A 16,818-nucleotide genomic window follows, 5' to 3' on the forward strand; every position below is an offset into this window, starting at 1 on the left:
TAATCCAAAGCCATATCAAGTTGTAAAATTGAGATTTAACTGAAAATCAAAATAACCCTTAAGATTTCGCTTTGTGAAACTCAGCATCCTTTGCGGTTAATTTTGAAATGGTATCCACCTCAGCCTTTCACCCGAAAGCTTTGAATTGTCTGAAAAAGGCAGGTCTCCTGGCTTTCCCGACTTTTGCCGACCTTCTCATACACCGAGGCGTACAATGGTATAGTAGAACAAAAGCTTGATCTGAGTACTCAGATCGGGATTACAGTTGCGGGGACAGCTCCGGAATTTAACCGGATTCCCTATTAATCTCGATTGCCTAGAAACGACAACCGTGAACCAATTTCATTTGTAAAAGTAAGGCAAAAATTGCTTTGGAAAAATATTCTTTGAAGATTTGTTTTTGAATTCAAGCTCATCCAAGCTTTCTTCCGCACTCAAAACTTTTACTCATGATTATACTGAACAGGATAAATTTATTGACCATGGCCGCCCTGATTATGTTATGGGGATTGCAATCCTGTCAACCTTCAGAAGAAAGATTTTCATTAGACGAGCTGGAAGAAATCACCTTGGATTATGCCAAGGGGTTCAAAATCTATCAGGGTGAGGGGTATAAAGTTATTGAGGTTTTACAGGCATTTCCTGATAAGCACCAGCCCTACTTATACCTGATCCAAGAAGATGAAAATGCGGATATACCCTCGGGAAACTTTAACAGTATCGTGAGGCTGCCTGCTGAAAAGGTAGTGATGACCTCCACCACCCAAATCCCACATTTGGATTATCTTGGCCACACTCAAAAACTCATCGGCTTTCCCAACCTCGACCTGATTTCCTCCAGCCATGTACGAAAGCAGATAAAAGCTGGGGAAGTCAACGACTTGGGTAGAGGGGCACAGAGCAATGTGGAAATGATTATTGATCTGGAGCCAGACTGGGTGATGATCTCCACGCTGGGTGATGAAATCAAAAACCTCAACCTTTTGCAATCTGCTAACATCCCGGCTGTTTTGAACGGCGAGTATGTGGAACAAAACCCCTTGGGTAGGGCGGAGTGGATTAAGTTCACGGGAGTCCTTTTGGGTGAATTGGATAAAGCCAATGAGGTTTTTCAGTCTATTCAAAAGGATTATTTGGAGGCTGAAAAACTCATCGAAAACCTACCCAGTTCGGAATTTCCAAAGGTGATGAGCGGGGTAATGTACAAGGACATCTGGTATGCACCAGGAAATGATTCTTGGGGCACGAAACTTTTGAAAGCAGCGGGCAGCCAATATATTTTTGAAGACCAGTCCGGAACCGGCAGCGCGCAGCTGAGTTATGAATACGTCTTGGAAAAAGCAGAAGAAGCGGAATTTTGGATCGGTGCCGCCGACTTCAAGTCATTGAGCGACATCACCAATACGGATAAAAGATATGCAAACTTGAGGCCTGTGCAGGAGAAAAAAGTCTTCACCTATACGCGCAAAAAAGGGGAAACCGGAGGGGTGGAGTATTTCGAACTTGGCTATATGCGTCCGGATTTGATTTTAAAAGACCTGATCAAAATATTCCACCCGGAACTTTTGCCAGATTATCAGTTGTATTTTTATACCAAAATAAATGGATAAAAGCCTCTCCTCCACTCTCTTGATTTTATCAGGATTGCTTCTGATAGCAGTTCTCTTCCTACTGAATATCAGTATCGGGTCAGTCTTTATTCCGATGGATGAGATTTTCAAAGGGATATGGAGCGGAGAATTCAGCAGATCCAGCTGGGAAACCATCATCAAAACCTACAGGATTCCCAAGGCCTTTACAGCCATACTGGCGGGAATTGGATTGTCTATCAGCGGGCTGCAGATGCAGACTTTCTTCAGGAACCCACTGGCAGGACCTTTTGTATTGGGCATCAGCTCAGGGGCCGGGCTCGGTGTGGCAATCATGGTAATGGCCGGTTCCGCTTTCGGCTTGACATTATTCGGAAGCGGCGTGGGAGTTTGGGCCACCATCATTTCAGCTACTGTCGGAGCAATTTCTGTTTTGTTGCTGATGAGCTTGACTGCCTGGAAAGTAAAGGACAGCATGACTTTGCTGATCGTGGGTTTGATGTTTGGAAGCGCCACATCAGCAATTATAAGTGTACTGGCCTATTTCAGTGATGCCGAGCAGCTCAAGACTTTTACGATATGGTCTATGGGCAGCCTTGGAAGTATGGATTATGCCCAATTAAAGGTATTCCTGCTCACTTTAATACTTGGGGCGATCCCCATCCTCATTTTTCTCAAATCCTACAATGCCATGCTGTTGGGTGAAACTTATGCAGAGAGCATGGGCGTAAATATTCACAGGTTACGATGGGCCATGATCATTAGCACGGGAATCCTTGCTGGAGCGACTACCGCTTTCTGCGGGCCAATTGCTTTTATCGGCATTGCGGTACCGCATATGGCAAGGCTGGTTTTCAAAACTAGCGATCACAGGATCCTTTTTCCCGCCTCAGCCATTATTGGTGCTGCTGTTTTGCTGTTGTGTGACGCCATCAGCCAGATGCCCTCTTCGGCCCAAACCCTGCCCATCAACTCGGTGACATCCTTGATTGGGGCACCCATGGTAATTTGGTTAATTTTAAGAAGGAATTTTAGCAAGGAGTTTTGAGTGATTTAAAAACCATATTGAAAGCCAACAACCTAAAATTGGGTTACAGAAAAGGCCCAAAAGAAACAGTGGTGGCTGAAAATATCTCCTTTGAATTAAAAGCCGGGGAGCTGACCTGTCTGTTGGGGCCCAATGGAGTGGGAAAATCTACGCTATTAAAAGCCATTCATGGACAAAACCCTCCATTGGAAGGTGATGTTCTTTTGGAGGGAAAAGCCCTTTCAAGTTTTGAGCAAAGATGTCTGGCAAGGAAGATTTCCGTAGTATTGACGGAAAAGATAAGCAGCGCCAATTTAACCGTGGGGCAACTGGTGGGACTGGGACGAACCCCACATACCGGCTGGCTGGGTAGACTGAACCCCGCTGATAAAATGATCGTAGAAAATGCCATATCTGTCACCAATACCCAGTATTTACATGACAGGAGGCTTTCCGAGCTTAGTGATGGACAGCTCCAAAAAGTCATGATTGCCCGAGCGCTGGCCCAGGATGGTGAGCTCATGATCCTAGATGAGCCCACCGCTCACCTGGACCTGGTAAACCGCTATGAAGTCATGCACCTGTTAAGGGAAATTGCCCAGCGCCAAAACAAAGCAATCCTGGTAGTCACCCATGATCTGGACATAGCAATCGATACAGCTGATCAATTTTGGATTATGCAGTGTGGCGCTCCATTGTCTACAGGAAGTCCTGAGGACTTAATTTTAAAAAACAAGATCAACCTTCTGCTACCAAGTGCCATTTTACAATTCAGCAAAGAACTGGGCAAAGTTGAACCAATCGTTGACAGGATAACTGTTGTAATAGACGGGGTGATGGAATTGAGAAAGTGGGTGATCTTGGCTTTGAGAAAAGCAAATTTAGAAAGGCTAGACTCCTTCACAAAAATCACCATTAACTCCGAAAAGGACTTTACTCTTGATCATCAGGGACACATTTACCAACTCAATAGTATTTCCGAAGTGATCCAAAAATTAAAAAAATCAGGCCTCTAACCTATTCCAAATCCATTACGATTTTCAGGTTTTCTTTAACTTTCAAGGCCAAATTATCAGGCAGTACTCCAAGTTTTTCTATCAACCTTACATTATCAATAGCCCGTACCTGGTCAATCAGTATAGCGGATTCCTTCTGAAGGCGGCCTATGGGCTGGTTTATATTGACTCGTAGAATACCTTCGTAATTTTTTAAAACATTACTGGTAATAGGGCAGACAATAGTGGAGGGGAATTCAATCCTGTTGAGCAAGTTGGTTTGCACCACGAGGACAGGCCGAACCTTACCCGGCTCGGTGCCCTTTTGTGGATTCAGATTAGCTATCCAGATTTCAAATTGCCTAATCCTCATCGATCAGGCTATCAAAATCCCTCAAAACATTCATAGACTCCTCTTTGACCAAATCTGCCTCATAGGCAATTCTTTTGGCCAAAATTTGACGTTTTTGATAAGCATTATAAAACTCCAAGGCTTCATTGATATAGCGGTTGCGTGCTATTTTCTTACGCTTGGTGATGTACTCTACATCCTCAAATACGTCATCATCAAGTTTGAGAGAAAGTGTTTTCATAACATCCAAATATACTAATAGTATATACGATTTCAAACTGTTTTGTTTACAATTAAGACCATGATTTCCAATAATTTTCAGATTTACCCCGGTGAATAAATCAAAATCCAATTATCTTTGTCACACTAACTATTAGCATGACATACGAGCAATTTAGCAAATATTCCTTTCTCCTTGACCGGACGGCCCGCCGGGTGAAGCAGTATGCCCAGCAGAAGTTTAAAAACGGCAATTTTGACGTGACCGTAGATCAGTGGCTGGTCATCAAAAACCTTTCTGAAAATGGCGTGCTTAGCCAAACCGAACTGGCCCAGCTGGTGTTCAAAGACCACCCTACCCTGACCAGAATTATTGATATTCTCTGTAAAAAAGGATACGTTGAAAGACTTCCCCACCCCAATGACCGCCGAAGCTTTCAGCTTCTACTCACTGAGGATGGTAAGGCAAAGGTGTCGGAACTCAGACCCCAGATCGTTTCTATCAGAGAAAAGGCTTGGGAAAACCTGGACGAAAAGGATTTTCAGGAATTCAAGAGGATTCTCAACACTATTTATGAAAACCTTGAATAGATAATTTACCCTATCCGAGGAAATAGTTGTTATACTAACTATATTTGTACGAACATAATTTGCCCGCTAGGGTTTATTCAAAAAAATCAACATCATGATTACTACTGACATTTGCATAATAGGAGCTGGCCCGGTGGGTCTTTTTGCAGTATTTGAGGCAGGATTGCTGAAGATGCGTTGTCATTTGATTGACGCCCTGCCGCAGGTAGGTGGGCAGCTGTCTGAAATATATCCCCAAAAGCCGATCTATGATATACCGGGTTATCCGGAAGTGAAGGCCCAGGAGCTAGTAGATAATCTGATGGAGCAGATCAAGCCGTTCAACCCTACCTTTTCCCTAGGCGAACGCGTGGATCACATTACCAAGCAGGAAGATGGCTCCTATGTGTTGACTACCAATGACAAGACCAAGGTACATGCACAAGTAATTGTGATCGCAGGCGGTCTTGGTTGCTTTGAGCCTAGAAAGCCAGTATTGGAAAACCTGGAAAAATTTGAGGGCAAAGGAATCACTTACATGGTGAAGAATCCCGAGATGTTCAGGGACAAAAAAGTAGTGCTTGCAGGTGGAGGAGACTCTGCCTTGGATTGGACTATTTTCCTTGCCGACGTTGCCGAAAGAGTGACCTTGGTACACAGAAACGAGACCTTCAGAGGAGCTCCGGATTCAGCTTCCAAAGTGTTTGACCTTGCCAACAACGGCAAAATTGACCTTATCCTAAGCGCAAACCTGAAGTCGCTCGGCGGTAATGGCAAATTAGACAGCATCATCCTTGAAAATAAATCCAAAGAGGAAATAGTACTCAACACGGATTACCTAATCCCATTGTTTGGATTGAGCCCCAAGCTGGGCCCGATAGCAGACTGGGGATTGACTATCGACAAAAATGCTATCGAGGTGGATACGCGCGATTATTCCACTGGTGTGGAAAGAATTTATGCCATCGGCGATATCAACACTTATGAGGGTAAGCTGAAGCTGATTCTTTGCGGGTTCCACGAAGCAGCCATCATGATGCACAGCGCATTTAAATATGTTTACCCAGATCAAAAATTAAGCTTTAAATACACCACCGTAAACGGTGTGAACTCATTCTAATATAGCTATGGTAACTTTTCATGTAGAACACGAAGACGGCACCCGTCACCCCATTGAAGCTCCAGACGACATGGGCTTGAGTTTGATGGAGGTTTTAAAAGCCTCTGATTACCCTGTGTTGGCTACCTGTGGCGGAATGGCACTCTGCGCCACCTGCCATGTGGAAGTTTTGGACGGCAAGGATGGTTTGGGTGATGCCTCTGACCTAGAGCTTGACCAAATTGATAACCTGCCAAATCCTACCCCAACCAGCCGCCTTGCCTGTCAGGTAAGGATTAGCCAGGAATTGGAAGGTGCGGTATTCAAACTTAGAGGTGAATCTAACTAAAACAAAAAATGAGGCCTTCCAGCCTCATTTTTTGTTTAATCTTGTTCTGGTCACCGTTTTGATCAAGAGTGGTATCTCAACCGGCTCATCAAAATATTCATTAGGTGGCAAGATCATTACACCAATAATTTCGGATTGTTGATTCGACTCCGTCATTAGACCTGTAGAAAGGTCGACACTGGCGGTAATTTCTTGCGTCCCTTCCATTTTGACTTCATCATTTTCATTCTTTTCTAGTCCAGTGAGCTGTGAAGTCCCTGTCAGTTCAGCCAGCCCTCTTCTTACCCTATTCAGTGTCCAAGAAGTTTCCGTCACCACCGGAACTGTGGCAAACTCTTCCCTAGAGCATGTCCACTCCTCTCCTACCTTCACAGGATTTTCCGGATAAATAATCAGGCCTGACAATAAGGATGTCTTAAAATTTTCCTTCCCAAATTGATTGTCCAAACTTGCTTTCAGGCTTTGCTTCTGCGATTCATCCAGCTCCTCAAGCCCAATCATAACGCTATCCATCATCTCATCTACTCCAGCCACATCTAAAACCTCGCCGCGGGGACTAATGACCACCTGCACCGGCTGGTTGATCATTTTACGCATCAATTGATTGATAGGATCCTGCATGTTACCCTCACTGCTGAGCACCATTTCCTCTCCCATAGGCCCCTGCACCTCTAAGTGAAGATTTCTATACTTAATAGAAAGTCCAATGGTATCTTTGATCACCCTGTCCACCGAAATATCCAAATCGCTCTGAAACAGGTTATGAATAGTCTGGGCCATACCGTCCAGATCCTGCTCTATTACTTGCTGGGAGATTACATTAAGGGTGTATTGCTGCTTAGATTTTAGCTTGTAGCGGAGCTCGTATTCATCCTCTTGGGCAAAAGCAAGGTTTCCCGCTCCCAGAAGAAGTGTTAAAAGTATCAGGTTTATTTTATATGACAATTTCATCAATATCAAGTTCAAAATTCTGCCGAAAGATACATTATATTTCAGACTCTGATGCTTGCGGCTAAAGAATTATGCCCACAGCGACCTCAAGCTCCACTTCTGCATCCAGGAATCTCTCAATATCTTCTTTCAATTGCGCCAGCTCTGCTTCATCCAAAGGAGTATCGGATACCACCCTCAAACTGATTTTTAAAGGATCGATCGACCGTACATTTACCTCCCTCAGCACTTTCCCATCAATCTCATGTCCGCTCAGTTTCTGGATGATCCGGTTTTCTTTCACCATTTGGTTAAAACCAAAGGCCAGTGGCGCACTAATAGTCATCACAATAATCAGGGAAATCAACAACCCCTTCCGGGCAAGCTTTACGGGGCTATAGCCCAAGAGCAAAAAGGTAAGCGCAGCAGCCAACACCATTCCTGCCAAGTTAGTCACCAACAATAAAAATGCCCCAATAAAAACAGTGAGGTCCATCCAGCCGAGACCTATTCCCGACACGGCCAATGGCGGCACCAAGGCCACAGCAATCGCCACGCCCGCAAGCGTTTTGGCCACTTCCCGTTTGGCATGGGCGTAGGCACCAGCCACCCCCGAGCCCACGGCTATGCCCAGATCCAAAAGGTTGGGCCTGATTCGGGAGGTAATTTCATTGTTGTAAACGTTGAGCGGAGTCATCCAGGTAATAATCAGCGCACATAGATATCCCAATAGCATCCCGATGATGATGGCTTTCAAGCTCTCCTTGATCAGGGGCTCATTCTGCCTCAACACTCCCATGGAAAGGGATATAATGGGTGACATGAGAGGGGCCAAGATCATCGCCCCGATAATAACAGGACTTGAGTTTCCAAAAAGACCAAAAGTTGCAATTAGTGTGGAAAGCACCATCAGCACCTTGTAACTGGAACTCGCTTTGGCATTTTCCCTCAAAATGGTAAAAAGCCATTTAAATTCCTCCGTACTGGCGTGGTCGATTAATGGCAAGGGGTGCGCCAACAAACCTTCCTTGATTTCCCCTTTGGGCAACTTATGAACCTTGAATACTTCATTGTTCTTGACTTCGTCAGTTACCAACAAGTGCTTACCAGGGACAATATTTAATATTTTGGGAAGCACTTCCAGCTCAATCCCTTTGGCACTCATCAGCTTATCATCTGCTGAATAGTTGATGGGCTCTGGGCTTTCCAAGATGACCTTGGTTGTTTTGATATGGGACACATGGGGAGGCAATACTTTTGACTTTGCGGTCCTCAAAAAACTTTTTATCCCGAAGTCAATAAGGCCGAAAAGGCTCCTCGGCGCCAAAATCAGCACATGCATCATGCCATCATTGATAAATGATTCCTCCAAAACCTTTCGGGTAAGCAAGGCGCTTTTTCTATGCAAAACCGTTATTACCCCTAAGGCGGCTGTATCAATTTCTTCCCTATCCTCTTTATCATCCTCTACTCTGATGATATAATTTTGGGCCCGCAGATTTTTGAAAAGCCTAAAAAAGCTTTTTACTTTCTCCCATCGCACTCTCCATTGGGACTCTTCCATAGCCCCAGAAATAAGGCTAATGGATTCACCTGCTACCAAGGTGTTGAAAACCGGCAGCCCGTTGGCCATCAACACATCAATCTTCATAGTAGTCTCACTTTCTAAGATGTGGTCAAGGGCTTCTGACAGCTTCGAGTCTACACCCATTCCCTGAAGAGCGTTAGGCATGTCTGGATGTGGTAGAAAACCCAAGCACCATCCTTTTTCGATAGCAATGGGAAGAAACTCCTTCAGCTGTGTATCTGAAAGATAAGTTACCACCAGTTCATCTCTTTCAATTTCAATCTTCAGATCGGTCTTGAAAGGGATTTTAAGTTTTAAATGATGCCCAAATGCGGGCAGAATTTTATCTTCAACAGTTTCACTTTCTAATTCATCATATAAGAGCGTGATTTTCTTCATATTAAAAAACTTCTTTAAAACATAAAAATAGCAATTTAAAAAGTATTTAAATTGCTATTTACACCAAATACTGAGCAACCCTACTCAATAAAATCTTTATAATTTACTCCTCCATCAAAGTATTCAGAATCTCAATCGCCGCTTTTGGCAGCACCGTTCCCGGTCCGAAAACAGCTTTTACGCCTGAATCAAAGAGAAAACCATAATCTTTTGGAGGAATGACCCCCCCTGCTACCACCATGATATCTTCACGCCCCAGATCCTTCAAGGCCTTGATCAACTGAGGCATCAAAGTCTTGTGCCCTGCGGCCAATGAAGATGCTCCAACAATATGAACATCATTCTCTGCCGCTTGTTGGGCGACTTCCTCGGGCGTCTGAAATAAGGGCCCGATATCCACATCAAATCCAAGGTCTGCAAAACCAGTGGCAATAACTTTTGCTCCTCGATCATGACCATCTTGGCCCATTTTGGCTACCATGATTCTTGGCCGCCTGCCTTCAAGTGTAGCAAACTGGTCAGCCAGCTTCTGGGCTTCCTTGAAATAACTATCATCCTTGGCCTCTCCAGAGTACACCCCTGATATACTTTTGACGGTGGCCTTATGCCTTCCAAATTCTTTTTCCATTGCCATTGATATTTCGCCCAAACTAGCTCTTTTTCTAGCCGCATCTACAGCAAGTGCCAAAAGGTTACCCTCGCCAGACCTAGCCGCCTCGGTAATGGCTTCCAAAGCAACATCTACCTCAGCTTGGTTTCTTTCAGATTTCAATTTCTTCAAACGCTCAATCTGGGACAAGCGCACAGACTCATTATCTACCTCCAACGTATCAAATTCCGCATCATTTTCTGCCTGATATCGGTTTACGCCTACGATCACATCCTTACCGCTGTCGATCCTCGCCTGCTTTTTGGCAGCCGCTTCTTCGATTCTCATTTTGGGTACTCCCGCTTCGATCGCTTTGGCCATGCCGCCCAAACTTTCCACCTCCTCAATCAGCGCCCAAGCCTTTTTGACCAACTGATCGGTCAAATACTCCACATAATAAGACCCGCCCCATGGATCAACCACCTTGGTGATACCTGTTTCATCCTGGAGATACAACTGCGTGTTTCTGGCTATCCTTGCGGAAAAGTCTGTCGGAAGCGCAATCGCCTCATCAAATGAATTGGTGTGCAGAGATTGCGTATGTCCAAGCACAGCTCCCATAGCTTCAACCGTAGTCCTAGCCACATTGTTAAAAGCATCCTGCTCGGTAAGGGACCAGCCGGAGGTTTGGCAGTGGGTACGAAGAGCTAGGGATTTTGGATTTTTGGGATTAAAACGCTTTACCAGCTTGGCCCAGAGCAGCCTTCCTGCCCGCATTTTGGCAATCTCCATGAAGTGGTTCATCCCGATTGCCCAAAAGAATGACAGGCGGGGAGCAAAATTATCTATATCCAATCCGGCCCCTATCCCGGTTTTCAAATATTCCAGCCCATCCGCCAACGTATAGGCCAACTCAATATCTGCCGAGGCACCGGCTTCCTGCATGTGATAGCCAGAAATTGAAATGGAGTTGAATTTGGGCATATTCTGGCTGGTGTACTCAAAAATATCCCCGATGATCCGCATAGACGGCTGAGGAGGATAGATATAAGTGTTTCGCACCATAAACTCCTTCAAAATATCATTTTGGATGGTCCCAGACAACTGCTCGGGCTTCACACCCTGCTCTTCCGCGGCCACAATGTAGAATGCCAATATCGGCACCACCGCACCGTTCATGGTCATGGACACAGACATCTTGTCCAGCGGAATCTGGTCAAAAAGCACCTTCATGTCCAAAATGGAATCAATGGCTACACCGGCTTTGCCCACATCCCCCTGCACACGTGGATGATCGGAGTCATATCCACGGTGGGTGGCCAGATCAAAGGCCACAGAAAGGCCTTTTTGGCCGGCAGCAAGGTTTCTACGGTAAAAAGCGTTGGATTCTTCAGCGGTAGAAAAACCCGCATACTGCCGAATAGTCCAGGGGCGCATCACATACATCGTGCTATACGGCCCCCTCAAATATGGCGGAAGTCCGGCAGCAAAACTCAAATGCTCTATGGACTGTATGTCACTCGCTTCAAAAATTGGCTTAACTTGAATATTTTCAGCAGTGATCCACTCCCCTTCCTTCTTAGGTTGGGACTGCGGGATATTATTTGGAGTTAAAAGTTGATTTATATCAGGTCTCATAATTGGGCTTCTTCTAATAATTGGTCAATTGTGGCGATCAAGTCAGTTTTGAGGTGTATGAAATGCTTAACACCCGCAGAAACCAAGTTTTCAATCTGGTTAGCCGGGTATCCTGCCAAGATCAAGATCTTGCCCTCCTCAGCCATGCCTTCACCTATTTTCACTGCCATGGCTTCATAATCCTCATCGGCTCCCGCAAGGACCACAAATTTGGAGTTGGCGCTTTTTCCTTTTTCAATTGCACTGGCTGCGTCAATACTTACTTCAGCCACCTGGGTATCGAAACCTGCAGTTTGGAAAAAGCCCTGCGAAAAGCCTATTCTTTGCTTGGGGTTGTTTCCCAATGGCAGGATCACCACCTCGATCTGAGCATTTTGGTTTTCAATGACTCTTTGGACTCTTTTCCTCAACTTTACCATTGGATAACTGAATGAGTGAGGTTTCAATTCCTTTTGGCCCTCCTCAATCTCCTGGAATTCAATCTGGATTTTTTCAGCCTGATTAACATATTGGTTCACGCCCACCATTATCTCCTTGCGGGTTGCCATGGAGGCAAATCGGGTTTTACGGGTTTCCTTGATGGCTGTTTGAACGATTCCCTTTTCAAGGCTACTCCACCAGCCACCGTTTTCTTCAGTTTGCTTGACCAGCTTCATCGATTCCGTCAGCAGGGTCGAGGTGAGATTCTCCAAATAATAGGAACCAGCAACTGGGTCCATCACCCTATCAAAATAGCTTTCCTCCTTTAGGATATTGCTGATGTTCCTAGCCATCCGTTTGGAAAAACCGTCTGCCTCCTGGTAGGTTTGGCTGTGGGGAAAAACCTGCAAAGCATTGCATCCACCAAGTATGGCAGACATGGCCGCAGTTGTATTCCTCAAAAGGTTGTTATAAGGATCTATCGGGCTTTGCGCCCACATACTCGTTTCGGCAAAAACCACAATTGAGGCTGGGTCCAATTCCACTTGGTACAATCCTGCCAAGCGATGCCAAGCAATTCTAAAGGCCCTGAATTTTGCTATTTCCGTAAAATAATTGACGCCCGCAGAAACCCTCAGGAACATATTTTGGAAAACAGTCTCAGCCTCAATACCGGCCTCAGTCAGTTCATCGATCAGGTCTATGGCTTGACTTATCCCAAAACCAATTTCCTGAACCGCATGTCCGCCACTGTTATGATATAAGCTAGCATCGATCCCCACGCCTTTAAAATTGGGATATGCAGCTGTGATTTCAAATATATTTTTAAGTGATGAGCTGTATTCAATTTTGTCATGTTGGAGGGAGACGGCCTTTTGGAAATCATTAAAAATCACCCCTCCATTAAGTTCCGACACCCGAAGGCCTTTGCTTTCAAACCATTCCAGGAAGGCCGAGACTATGCTCGGGCTAACAGAAGAGGAAAGTTTCAACCAGATCTGAATGTATTGCGGCAGGACATCTCTCAACAACGCCTTGAAATCCGTATCGGCGCCAATTTCAAGTACCAATGCATCTACGCCATTATCCAGCACGGATTGGATTTCCTTATTGCCTTCCTGAAGATTAGAGGTCTTGATGGCCGCCACATTGCCCCAGATCCTGGGCGACTCACCTGGTATGGCGGAAGGAGCACTCAATTTATTCTGGTACCCTTTAAGCCAATCCACGCCAGAGAGATCCTCCTGGGTATAAAAAGGAAAAACTGAAAAGCCCTCTATCGCGCGGCTAATCAGCTTCTTTTCAAAATCATCGCCCTTTAGGTCTTTAGTGGCTTGCTCAATCCATTCCTGTTTGCTTACAGGAGAAAATTCTTCAAATAATTTAGTCATCTTGGTTTATTGCTAGACAAAAATCGCTGTTCTCAAAAATAACCCTTTCCCGCATCAAAACCCATTTAGTAGGAAGCAAACTTTTCCAGCAACAATCCTTAATCAAACTTGGTAGCCGAACAAATTACTTTATTAAATCTGATGGATAAAAAAATATTTTAAAATAACTGATATTTTACACCAAAAATTGGTCAATATTATTCCAATCCATTTTTTCACCCCTTAAATCCTAAAACCCAGGTTAGGATATCCGTTTGGTTAAAAAAAATTTCACTTTATTACCGTGATCAAAACTGTAAAATCCCAAGGAAATAACGATTCAAATATCGCTTCGCCAAAGAAACCCTCTTTAGGAATGAGATTCGGCAATTAAATGAAAAGTCAAGATGAATTGGATTTTTTATTTAAATATATTTTTCCCAAATTTGATGCCCTTCGAATAGGGAATTGCAGTACACAAAAGTTTTCTAGTAATTAATAATCAATGAGTTCAGAGGCTAAAGCAGTTTGGAATGAGTGCTTGCGGGTAATTGAAGAGCATGTCAATGAGCAGAGCTTTTCTACGTGGTTTAAGCCCATCAACCCTGTTAGGTTGGATGGCTCAATCCTGACTATACAAGTTCCCAGCCAATTCTTCTACGAATGGTTGGAGGACAATTATGTCCAAGTGCTTAAGCTTGCCATCAAGACCATCCTCGGACCCAATGGTAGACTAGAATACGCAGTGGTGGTTGACCGCGGCAACTCGCAAAATCAGCCTTATGTGGTTAGCTATCCGCAAGGAAATGTGGCGGCTGCGACCAAGAAAAAGGCTGCCATGGCCACGGCGGAAAAAGAGGAAAGCAAAAGTCCATTTCAAATGGATTCCCTTGCCAGTGACCAACTACTCCAATCCCACCTGAATCCAAATTACACGTTCAACACTTATATAGAAGGTGACTGTAATAGGCTTGCTAGATCTGCAGGCTACGCTGTAGCCACCAAGCCAGGGGTGACTTCGTTCAACCCACTGATGGTGTATGGCGGTGTAGGTTTGGGAAAAACTCACTTGGTGCAAGCCATCGGCAACGAAATAAAGAACGGCCCTGAAGAGAAGTTTGTGCTTTATGTTTCTTCCGAAAAGTTTGTGAACCAGTTCATGGACTCCATCAAGGATGGAAATGTCAAGAGTTTTACCAATTTCTACATGCAGGTAGACGTGCTCATTATTGATGATATTCAGTTTTTGGCTGGAAAAGACAGAACCCAGGAGATGTTTTTCCACATCTTCAACCACCTTCACCAGAGCAAGAAGCAGATTATCATGACCTCGGATTGTCCTCCAAAAGACCTGAAAGGCTTAGAGGAAAGACTTCTTTCCAGATTTAAATGGGGCTTGACGGCTGACCTGCACATGCCTGATTTTGAAACCAGGGTGGCCATTATCAAAAGAAAAATGCAGTCTGAGGGGATTTTCATTCCTGACGATGTGATAGAATATTTGGCGTACACCGTAGATACCAACGTACGTGAACTTGAAGGCGTGCTGATTTCCTTGATCGCGCATGCCAGCCTTAGCCGGGTGGACATTGATCTAGGCCTTGCCAAAAACATCATGAAAAATATCGTAAAAGATATTGAGACTGAGGTAGGGATTGATTTTATCCAAAAGACCGTATCAGATTATTACGGTATCAAATTGGAAGACCTGAAGGCCAAAACCCGAAAAAAAGAAATTGTGACAGCCAGACAGGTGGCCATGTATTTCTCCAAAGAATTCACCAACCATTCCCTGAAGTCAATTGGCTATCATTTTGGTGGAAGGGATCATAGCACGGTAATTCACGCCGTGCAAACGGTCAACGACCTGATGGAAACCGATACAGCATTTAGAAATGCGGTGAATGACCAAAGGAAGAAATTTAAAATGAGATCTTATTAATTCTGTGTCAGAATTATTCCATCAAGATCTTCTAAAGGAAAAGTGATTTCAGTTGCTCCCATTTCAATAGGACAGATTTCATAATAGTTGTAAAAAAGCACGAAATCTGCTCCTCTATATCCCATGGAAAAAGGTAGAAAAAACCTTGTTCCCTCTAGGAAAAACCTGCCATCTTCAGCCAGTGAAACTTCCTCAGCCACCGCATGGTGTCTCCTAAATTTTCGCTCGGCTTTTTCCAGCAAGACAGCCTCATCCAGCACTATTTCATCCCTTAACAACAAAGTGCCGTCTTCTAAATCAAAATTTAGAAACATCAAGTGATTGCTGGGCTGATCATGACCAATCAGGGAGGTATTGACAAACTCCATACTGAGCAGCCTATCATTTTGGAAAGAAACCTGCCCTTCCACATCCACAGACCATAAGGTGGTATCCCCAGACTGTTCAAAGAGGGAAAAATAATGCTCTACAGCCTCGTCTAGAGTAGCGTAATCATCGAAAACGCCAAACTGCAAATACATCTTCAATTGTTCTTCAATGTGGGCGTTGAGATTGCGGGAGAGGGGGTGAGACTCGTCAAAATATGGGTATAAAAAGGATACTTTGGCGCATTTATCCCCATCACAGTTCTCTTTATCATAACGCGTCAGTTCATAGAGTAATTCGGTCTGCTCTTCGGTTTTGGCCGCTTCACAGGCTATAAACAGACAAATGACAGAAATAAGTGAAATATTTCTGAAGCATTTAATCATTCGGAATATCTTTTAGAAAATAATCCACCAAGTATCTTGCCACAGATATGGAGCTCATTTCTCCGTTTTTGATCTTGGGCAGCATATCTATTAGCCCTGCTTTTACTTCTTTCTGCTGGAAAAATCGGCTTTCCAACAGGTAGCGTACATGCTCATCAAACCAACTGACACGCTGATTGGATCTGTTTTCTTCAAAAAATCCATTGGCCTGCATGGCTGTTTTGTATTCTTGGACCATGGTCCAAATGTCAGCCAGCCCATCTTTAGATACAGCCGAACATATCTTGACCTGAGGCCGCCACCCATTGTCGTTGAGAGGAAAAAGGTGGAGGGCGTTGTTATATTCTCTTTTTGCTTTTTTGGAAGCTTCTATATTGTCACCATCGGCCTTGGTAATGGCAATGGCATCTGCTATCTCAATAATGCCTTTTTTGATACCCTGCAATTCATCGCCTGCCCCTGAAAGCATCAAAAGAAGGAAAAAGTCCACCATGCCTTTTACCATGATTTCAGACTGCCCCACTCCCACCGTCTCGATGAAGATCACATTGAAACCTGCTGCTTCGCAAAGAAGCATGGACTCCCTTGTTTTGGCGCTTACACCACCCAAGGCGGCCCCCGCAGGAGTCGGGCGGATAAATGCATTTGAATTGTGTGAAAGCTCCTCCATACGGGTCTTATCACCCAATATGCTCCCCTTCGTCTTCTGGCTGCTGGGGTCTATGGCCAAAACCGCCAATTTGTTTCCCTGATCCACCACCAACTTCCCAAAGCTTTCAATAAAAGTACTTTTCCCCACCCCCGGCACTCCCGTGATTCCTATCCGCAGGGAATTGCCCGTATGGGGCATGATTCGGTTGACGACCTCCTCGGCGAGATGCTGGTCAGATGCTAGGGAGCTTTCCACAAGCGTGATCGCTCGGCTTAAAACCACCCTGTTGCCAGCCAGGATCCCCTCCACATATTCTTCAACTGATAATCTGTTCTTTCTTTTTACCAATGTCCAAAAAT

15 protein-coding genes and 1 riboswitch are annotated in these 16,818 nt (G+C 44.6%); of the genes, 7 read left to right on the forward strand and 8 right to left on the reverse strand.

The window, feature by feature from the left end; genetic code table 11:
* Positions 1-140 precede the first annotated feature (140 nt).
* A riboswitch (cobalamin riboswitch) is annotated at positions 141-356 on the reverse strand.
* Between the two features lie 93 nt (positions 357-449).
* From KI659_RS12960 to KI659_RS12970, 3 genes are read left to right on the forward strand one after another with little or no spacing between them, the layout of a single operon-like run.
* The gene (locus KI659_RS12960) at positions 450-1,610 is read left to right on the forward strand and encodes an ABC transporter substrate-binding protein (protein WP_246535406.1); all 1,161 of its coding nucleotides are present in this window, start codon (positions 450-452) and stop codon (positions 1,608-1,610) included.
* Complete coding sequence (locus tag KI659_RS12965) at positions 1,603-2,637, forward strand: iron ABC transporter permease (protein ID WP_213945784.1); 1,035 nt, start codon at positions 1,603-1,605, stop codon at positions 2,635-2,637. The genes KI659_RS12960 and KI659_RS12965 overlap by 8 nt, the downstream gene beginning before the upstream one ends.
* Complete coding sequence (locus KI659_RS12970) at positions 2,634-3,632, forward strand: ABC transporter ATP-binding protein (RefSeq protein WP_213945785.1); 999 nt, start codon at positions 2,634-2,636, stop codon at positions 3,630-3,632. The genes KI659_RS12965 and KI659_RS12970 overlap by 4 nt, the downstream gene beginning before the upstream one ends.
* Position 3,633: 1 nt before the next feature.
* Here KI659_RS12970 and KI659_RS12975 read toward each other — a convergent pair whose 3' ends face one another.
* A complete protein-coding gene (locus KI659_RS12975; protein ID WP_213945786.1) occupies positions 3,634-3,984 on the reverse strand; it encodes a type II toxin-antitoxin system PemK/MazF family toxin in 351 nt (116 codons plus the stop codon).
* Entirely contained in the window at positions 3,974-4,204 is a 231-nt protein-coding gene (locus KI659_RS12980) for a hypothetical protein (protein ID WP_213945787.1), read from the reverse strand. Before KI659_RS12980 ends, KI659_RS12975 begins: the two co-directional genes overlap by 11 nt.
* Positions 4,205-4,341: 137 nt before the next feature.
* On the opposite strand from KI659_RS12980, the gene KI659_RS12985 reads away from it, so the two are divergent.
* The 3 genes from KI659_RS12985 (at position 4,342) to KI659_RS12995 (ending at position 6,200) form a co-directional block, all read left to right on the forward strand.
* Positions 4,342-4,773, forward strand: a complete 432-nt coding sequence (locus KI659_RS12985) for a MarR family winged helix-turn-helix transcriptional regulator (protein ID WP_213945788.1) — start codon at positions 4,342-4,344, stop codon at positions 4,771-4,773.
* 94 nt (positions 4,774-4,867) lie between these two features.
* The gene (locus KI659_RS12990) at positions 4,868-5,872 is read left to right on the forward strand and encodes an NAD(P)/FAD-dependent oxidoreductase (RefSeq protein ID WP_213945789.1); all 1,005 of its coding nucleotides are present in this window, start codon (positions 4,868-4,870) and stop codon (positions 5,870-5,872) included.
* Positions 5,873-5,879: 7 nt separating this feature from the next.
* Entirely contained in the window at positions 5,880-6,200 is a 321-nt protein-coding gene (locus KI659_RS12995; protein WP_213945790.1) for a 2Fe-2S iron-sulfur cluster-binding protein, read from the forward strand.
* A gap of 24 nt (positions 6,201-6,224) precedes the next feature.
* Here the strand turns inward: KI659_RS12995 and KI659_RS13000 are convergent, their stop codons facing one another.
* The 4 genes from KI659_RS13000 to KI659_RS13015 form a co-directional block, all read right to left on the reverse strand.
* A complete protein-coding gene (locus tag KI659_RS13000; RefSeq protein ID WP_213945791.1) occupies positions 6,225-7,151 on the reverse strand; it encodes a DUF6263 family protein in 927 nt (308 codons plus the stop codon).
* A 61-nt stretch (positions 7,152-7,212) separates the two neighbouring features.
* Complete coding sequence (locus tag KI659_RS13005; RefSeq protein ID WP_213945792.1) at positions 7,213-9,096, reverse strand: DUF389 domain-containing protein; 1,884 nt, start codon at positions 9,094-9,096, stop codon at positions 7,213-7,215.
* 103 nt (positions 9,097-9,199) lie between these two features.
* The gene (gene scpA / locus KI659_RS13010; protein WP_213945793.1) at positions 9,200-11,323 is read right to left on the reverse strand and encodes a methylmalonyl-CoA mutase; all 2,124 of its coding nucleotides are present in this window, start codon (positions 11,321-11,323) and stop codon (positions 9,200-9,202) included.
* Entirely contained in the window at positions 11,320-13,134 is a 1,815-nt protein-coding gene (locus KI659_RS13015; protein ID WP_213945794.1) for a methylmalonyl-CoA mutase family protein, read from the reverse strand. Before KI659_RS13015 ends, scpA begins: the two co-directional genes overlap by 4 nt.
* Positions 13,135-13,618: 484 nt before the next feature.
* Between KI659_RS13015 and dnaA the strand changes: the two genes are divergently transcribed.
* Positions 13,619-15,055: a chromosomal replication initiator protein DnaA gene (dnaA, locus tag KI659_RS13020; protein WP_213945795.1), complete on the forward strand. Its 1,437-nt coding sequence runs from the start codon at positions 13,619-13,621 to the stop codon at positions 15,053-15,055.
* On the opposite strand, the gene KI659_RS13025 is transcribed toward dnaA, so the two are convergent.
* Entirely contained in the window at positions 15,052-15,807 is a 756-nt protein-coding gene (locus KI659_RS13025) for a hypothetical protein (RefSeq protein WP_213945796.1), read from the reverse strand. The two genes, dnaA and KI659_RS13025, sit on opposite strands and share 4 nt — an antisense overlap.
* Complete coding sequence (gene meaB, locus KI659_RS13030) at positions 15,800-16,807, reverse strand: methylmalonyl Co-A mutase-associated GTPase MeaB (RefSeq protein ID WP_213945797.1); 1,008 nt, start codon at positions 16,805-16,807, stop codon at positions 15,800-15,802. The genes KI659_RS13025 and meaB overlap by 8 nt, the downstream gene beginning before the upstream one ends.
* Positions 16,808-16,818 lie beyond the last annotated feature (11 nt).

The sequence above is a fragment of the Litoribacter ruber genome, assembly GCF_018449405.1.
GTDB lineage: Bacteria > Bacteroidota > Bacteroidia > Cytophagales > Cyclobacteriaceae > Litoribacter > Litoribacter ruber.

Coding starts and splice junctions, on each gene's coding strand:
- KI659_RS12965 (WP_213945784.1), top strand. CDS start 1,603: ATGGATAAAAGCCTCTCCTCCACTCTCTTGATTTTATCAGGATTGCTT.
- KI659_RS13005 (WP_213945792.1), bottom strand. CDS start 9,096: ATGAAGAAAATCACGCTCTTATATGATGAATTAGAAAGTGAAACTGTT.
- KI659_RS12980 (WP_213945787.1), bottom strand. CDS start 4,204: ATGAAAACACTTTCTCTCAAACTTGATGATGACGTATTTGAGGATGTA.
- scpA (WP_213945793.1), bottom strand. CDS start 11,323: ATGAGACCTGATATAAATCAACTTTTAACTCCAAATAATATCCCGCAG.
- dnaA (WP_213945795.1), top strand. CDS start 13,619: ATGAGTTCAGAGGCTAAAGCAGTTTGGAATGAGTGCTTGCGGGTAATT.
- KI659_RS13015 (WP_213945794.1), bottom strand. CDS start 13,134: ATGACTAAATTATTTGAAGAATTTTCTCCTGTAAGCAAACAGGAATGG.
- KI659_RS13000 (WP_213945791.1), bottom strand. CDS start 7,151: ATGAAATTGTCATATAAAATAAACCTGATACTTTTAACACTTCTTCTG.
- KI659_RS12990 (WP_213945789.1), top strand. CDS start 4,868: ATGATTACTACTGACATTTGCATAATAGGAGCTGGCCCGGTGGGTCTT.
- KI659_RS12995 (WP_213945790.1), top strand. CDS start 5,880: ATGGTAACTTTTCATGTAGAACACGAAGACGGCACCCGTCACCCCATT.
- KI659_RS12960 (WP_246535406.1), top strand. CDS start 450: ATGATTATACTGAACAGGATAAATTTATTGACCATGGCCGCCCTGATT.
- KI659_RS12985 (WP_213945788.1), top strand. CDS start 4,342: ATGACATACGAGCAATTTAGCAAATATTCCTTTCTCCTTGACCGGACG.
- KI659_RS13025 (WP_213945796.1), bottom strand. CDS start 15,807: ATGATTAAATGCTTCAGAAATATTTCACTTATTTCTGTCATTTGTCTG.
- KI659_RS12975 (WP_213945786.1), bottom strand. CDS start 3,984: ATGAGGATTAGGCAATTTGAAATCTGGATAGCTAATCTGAATCCACAA.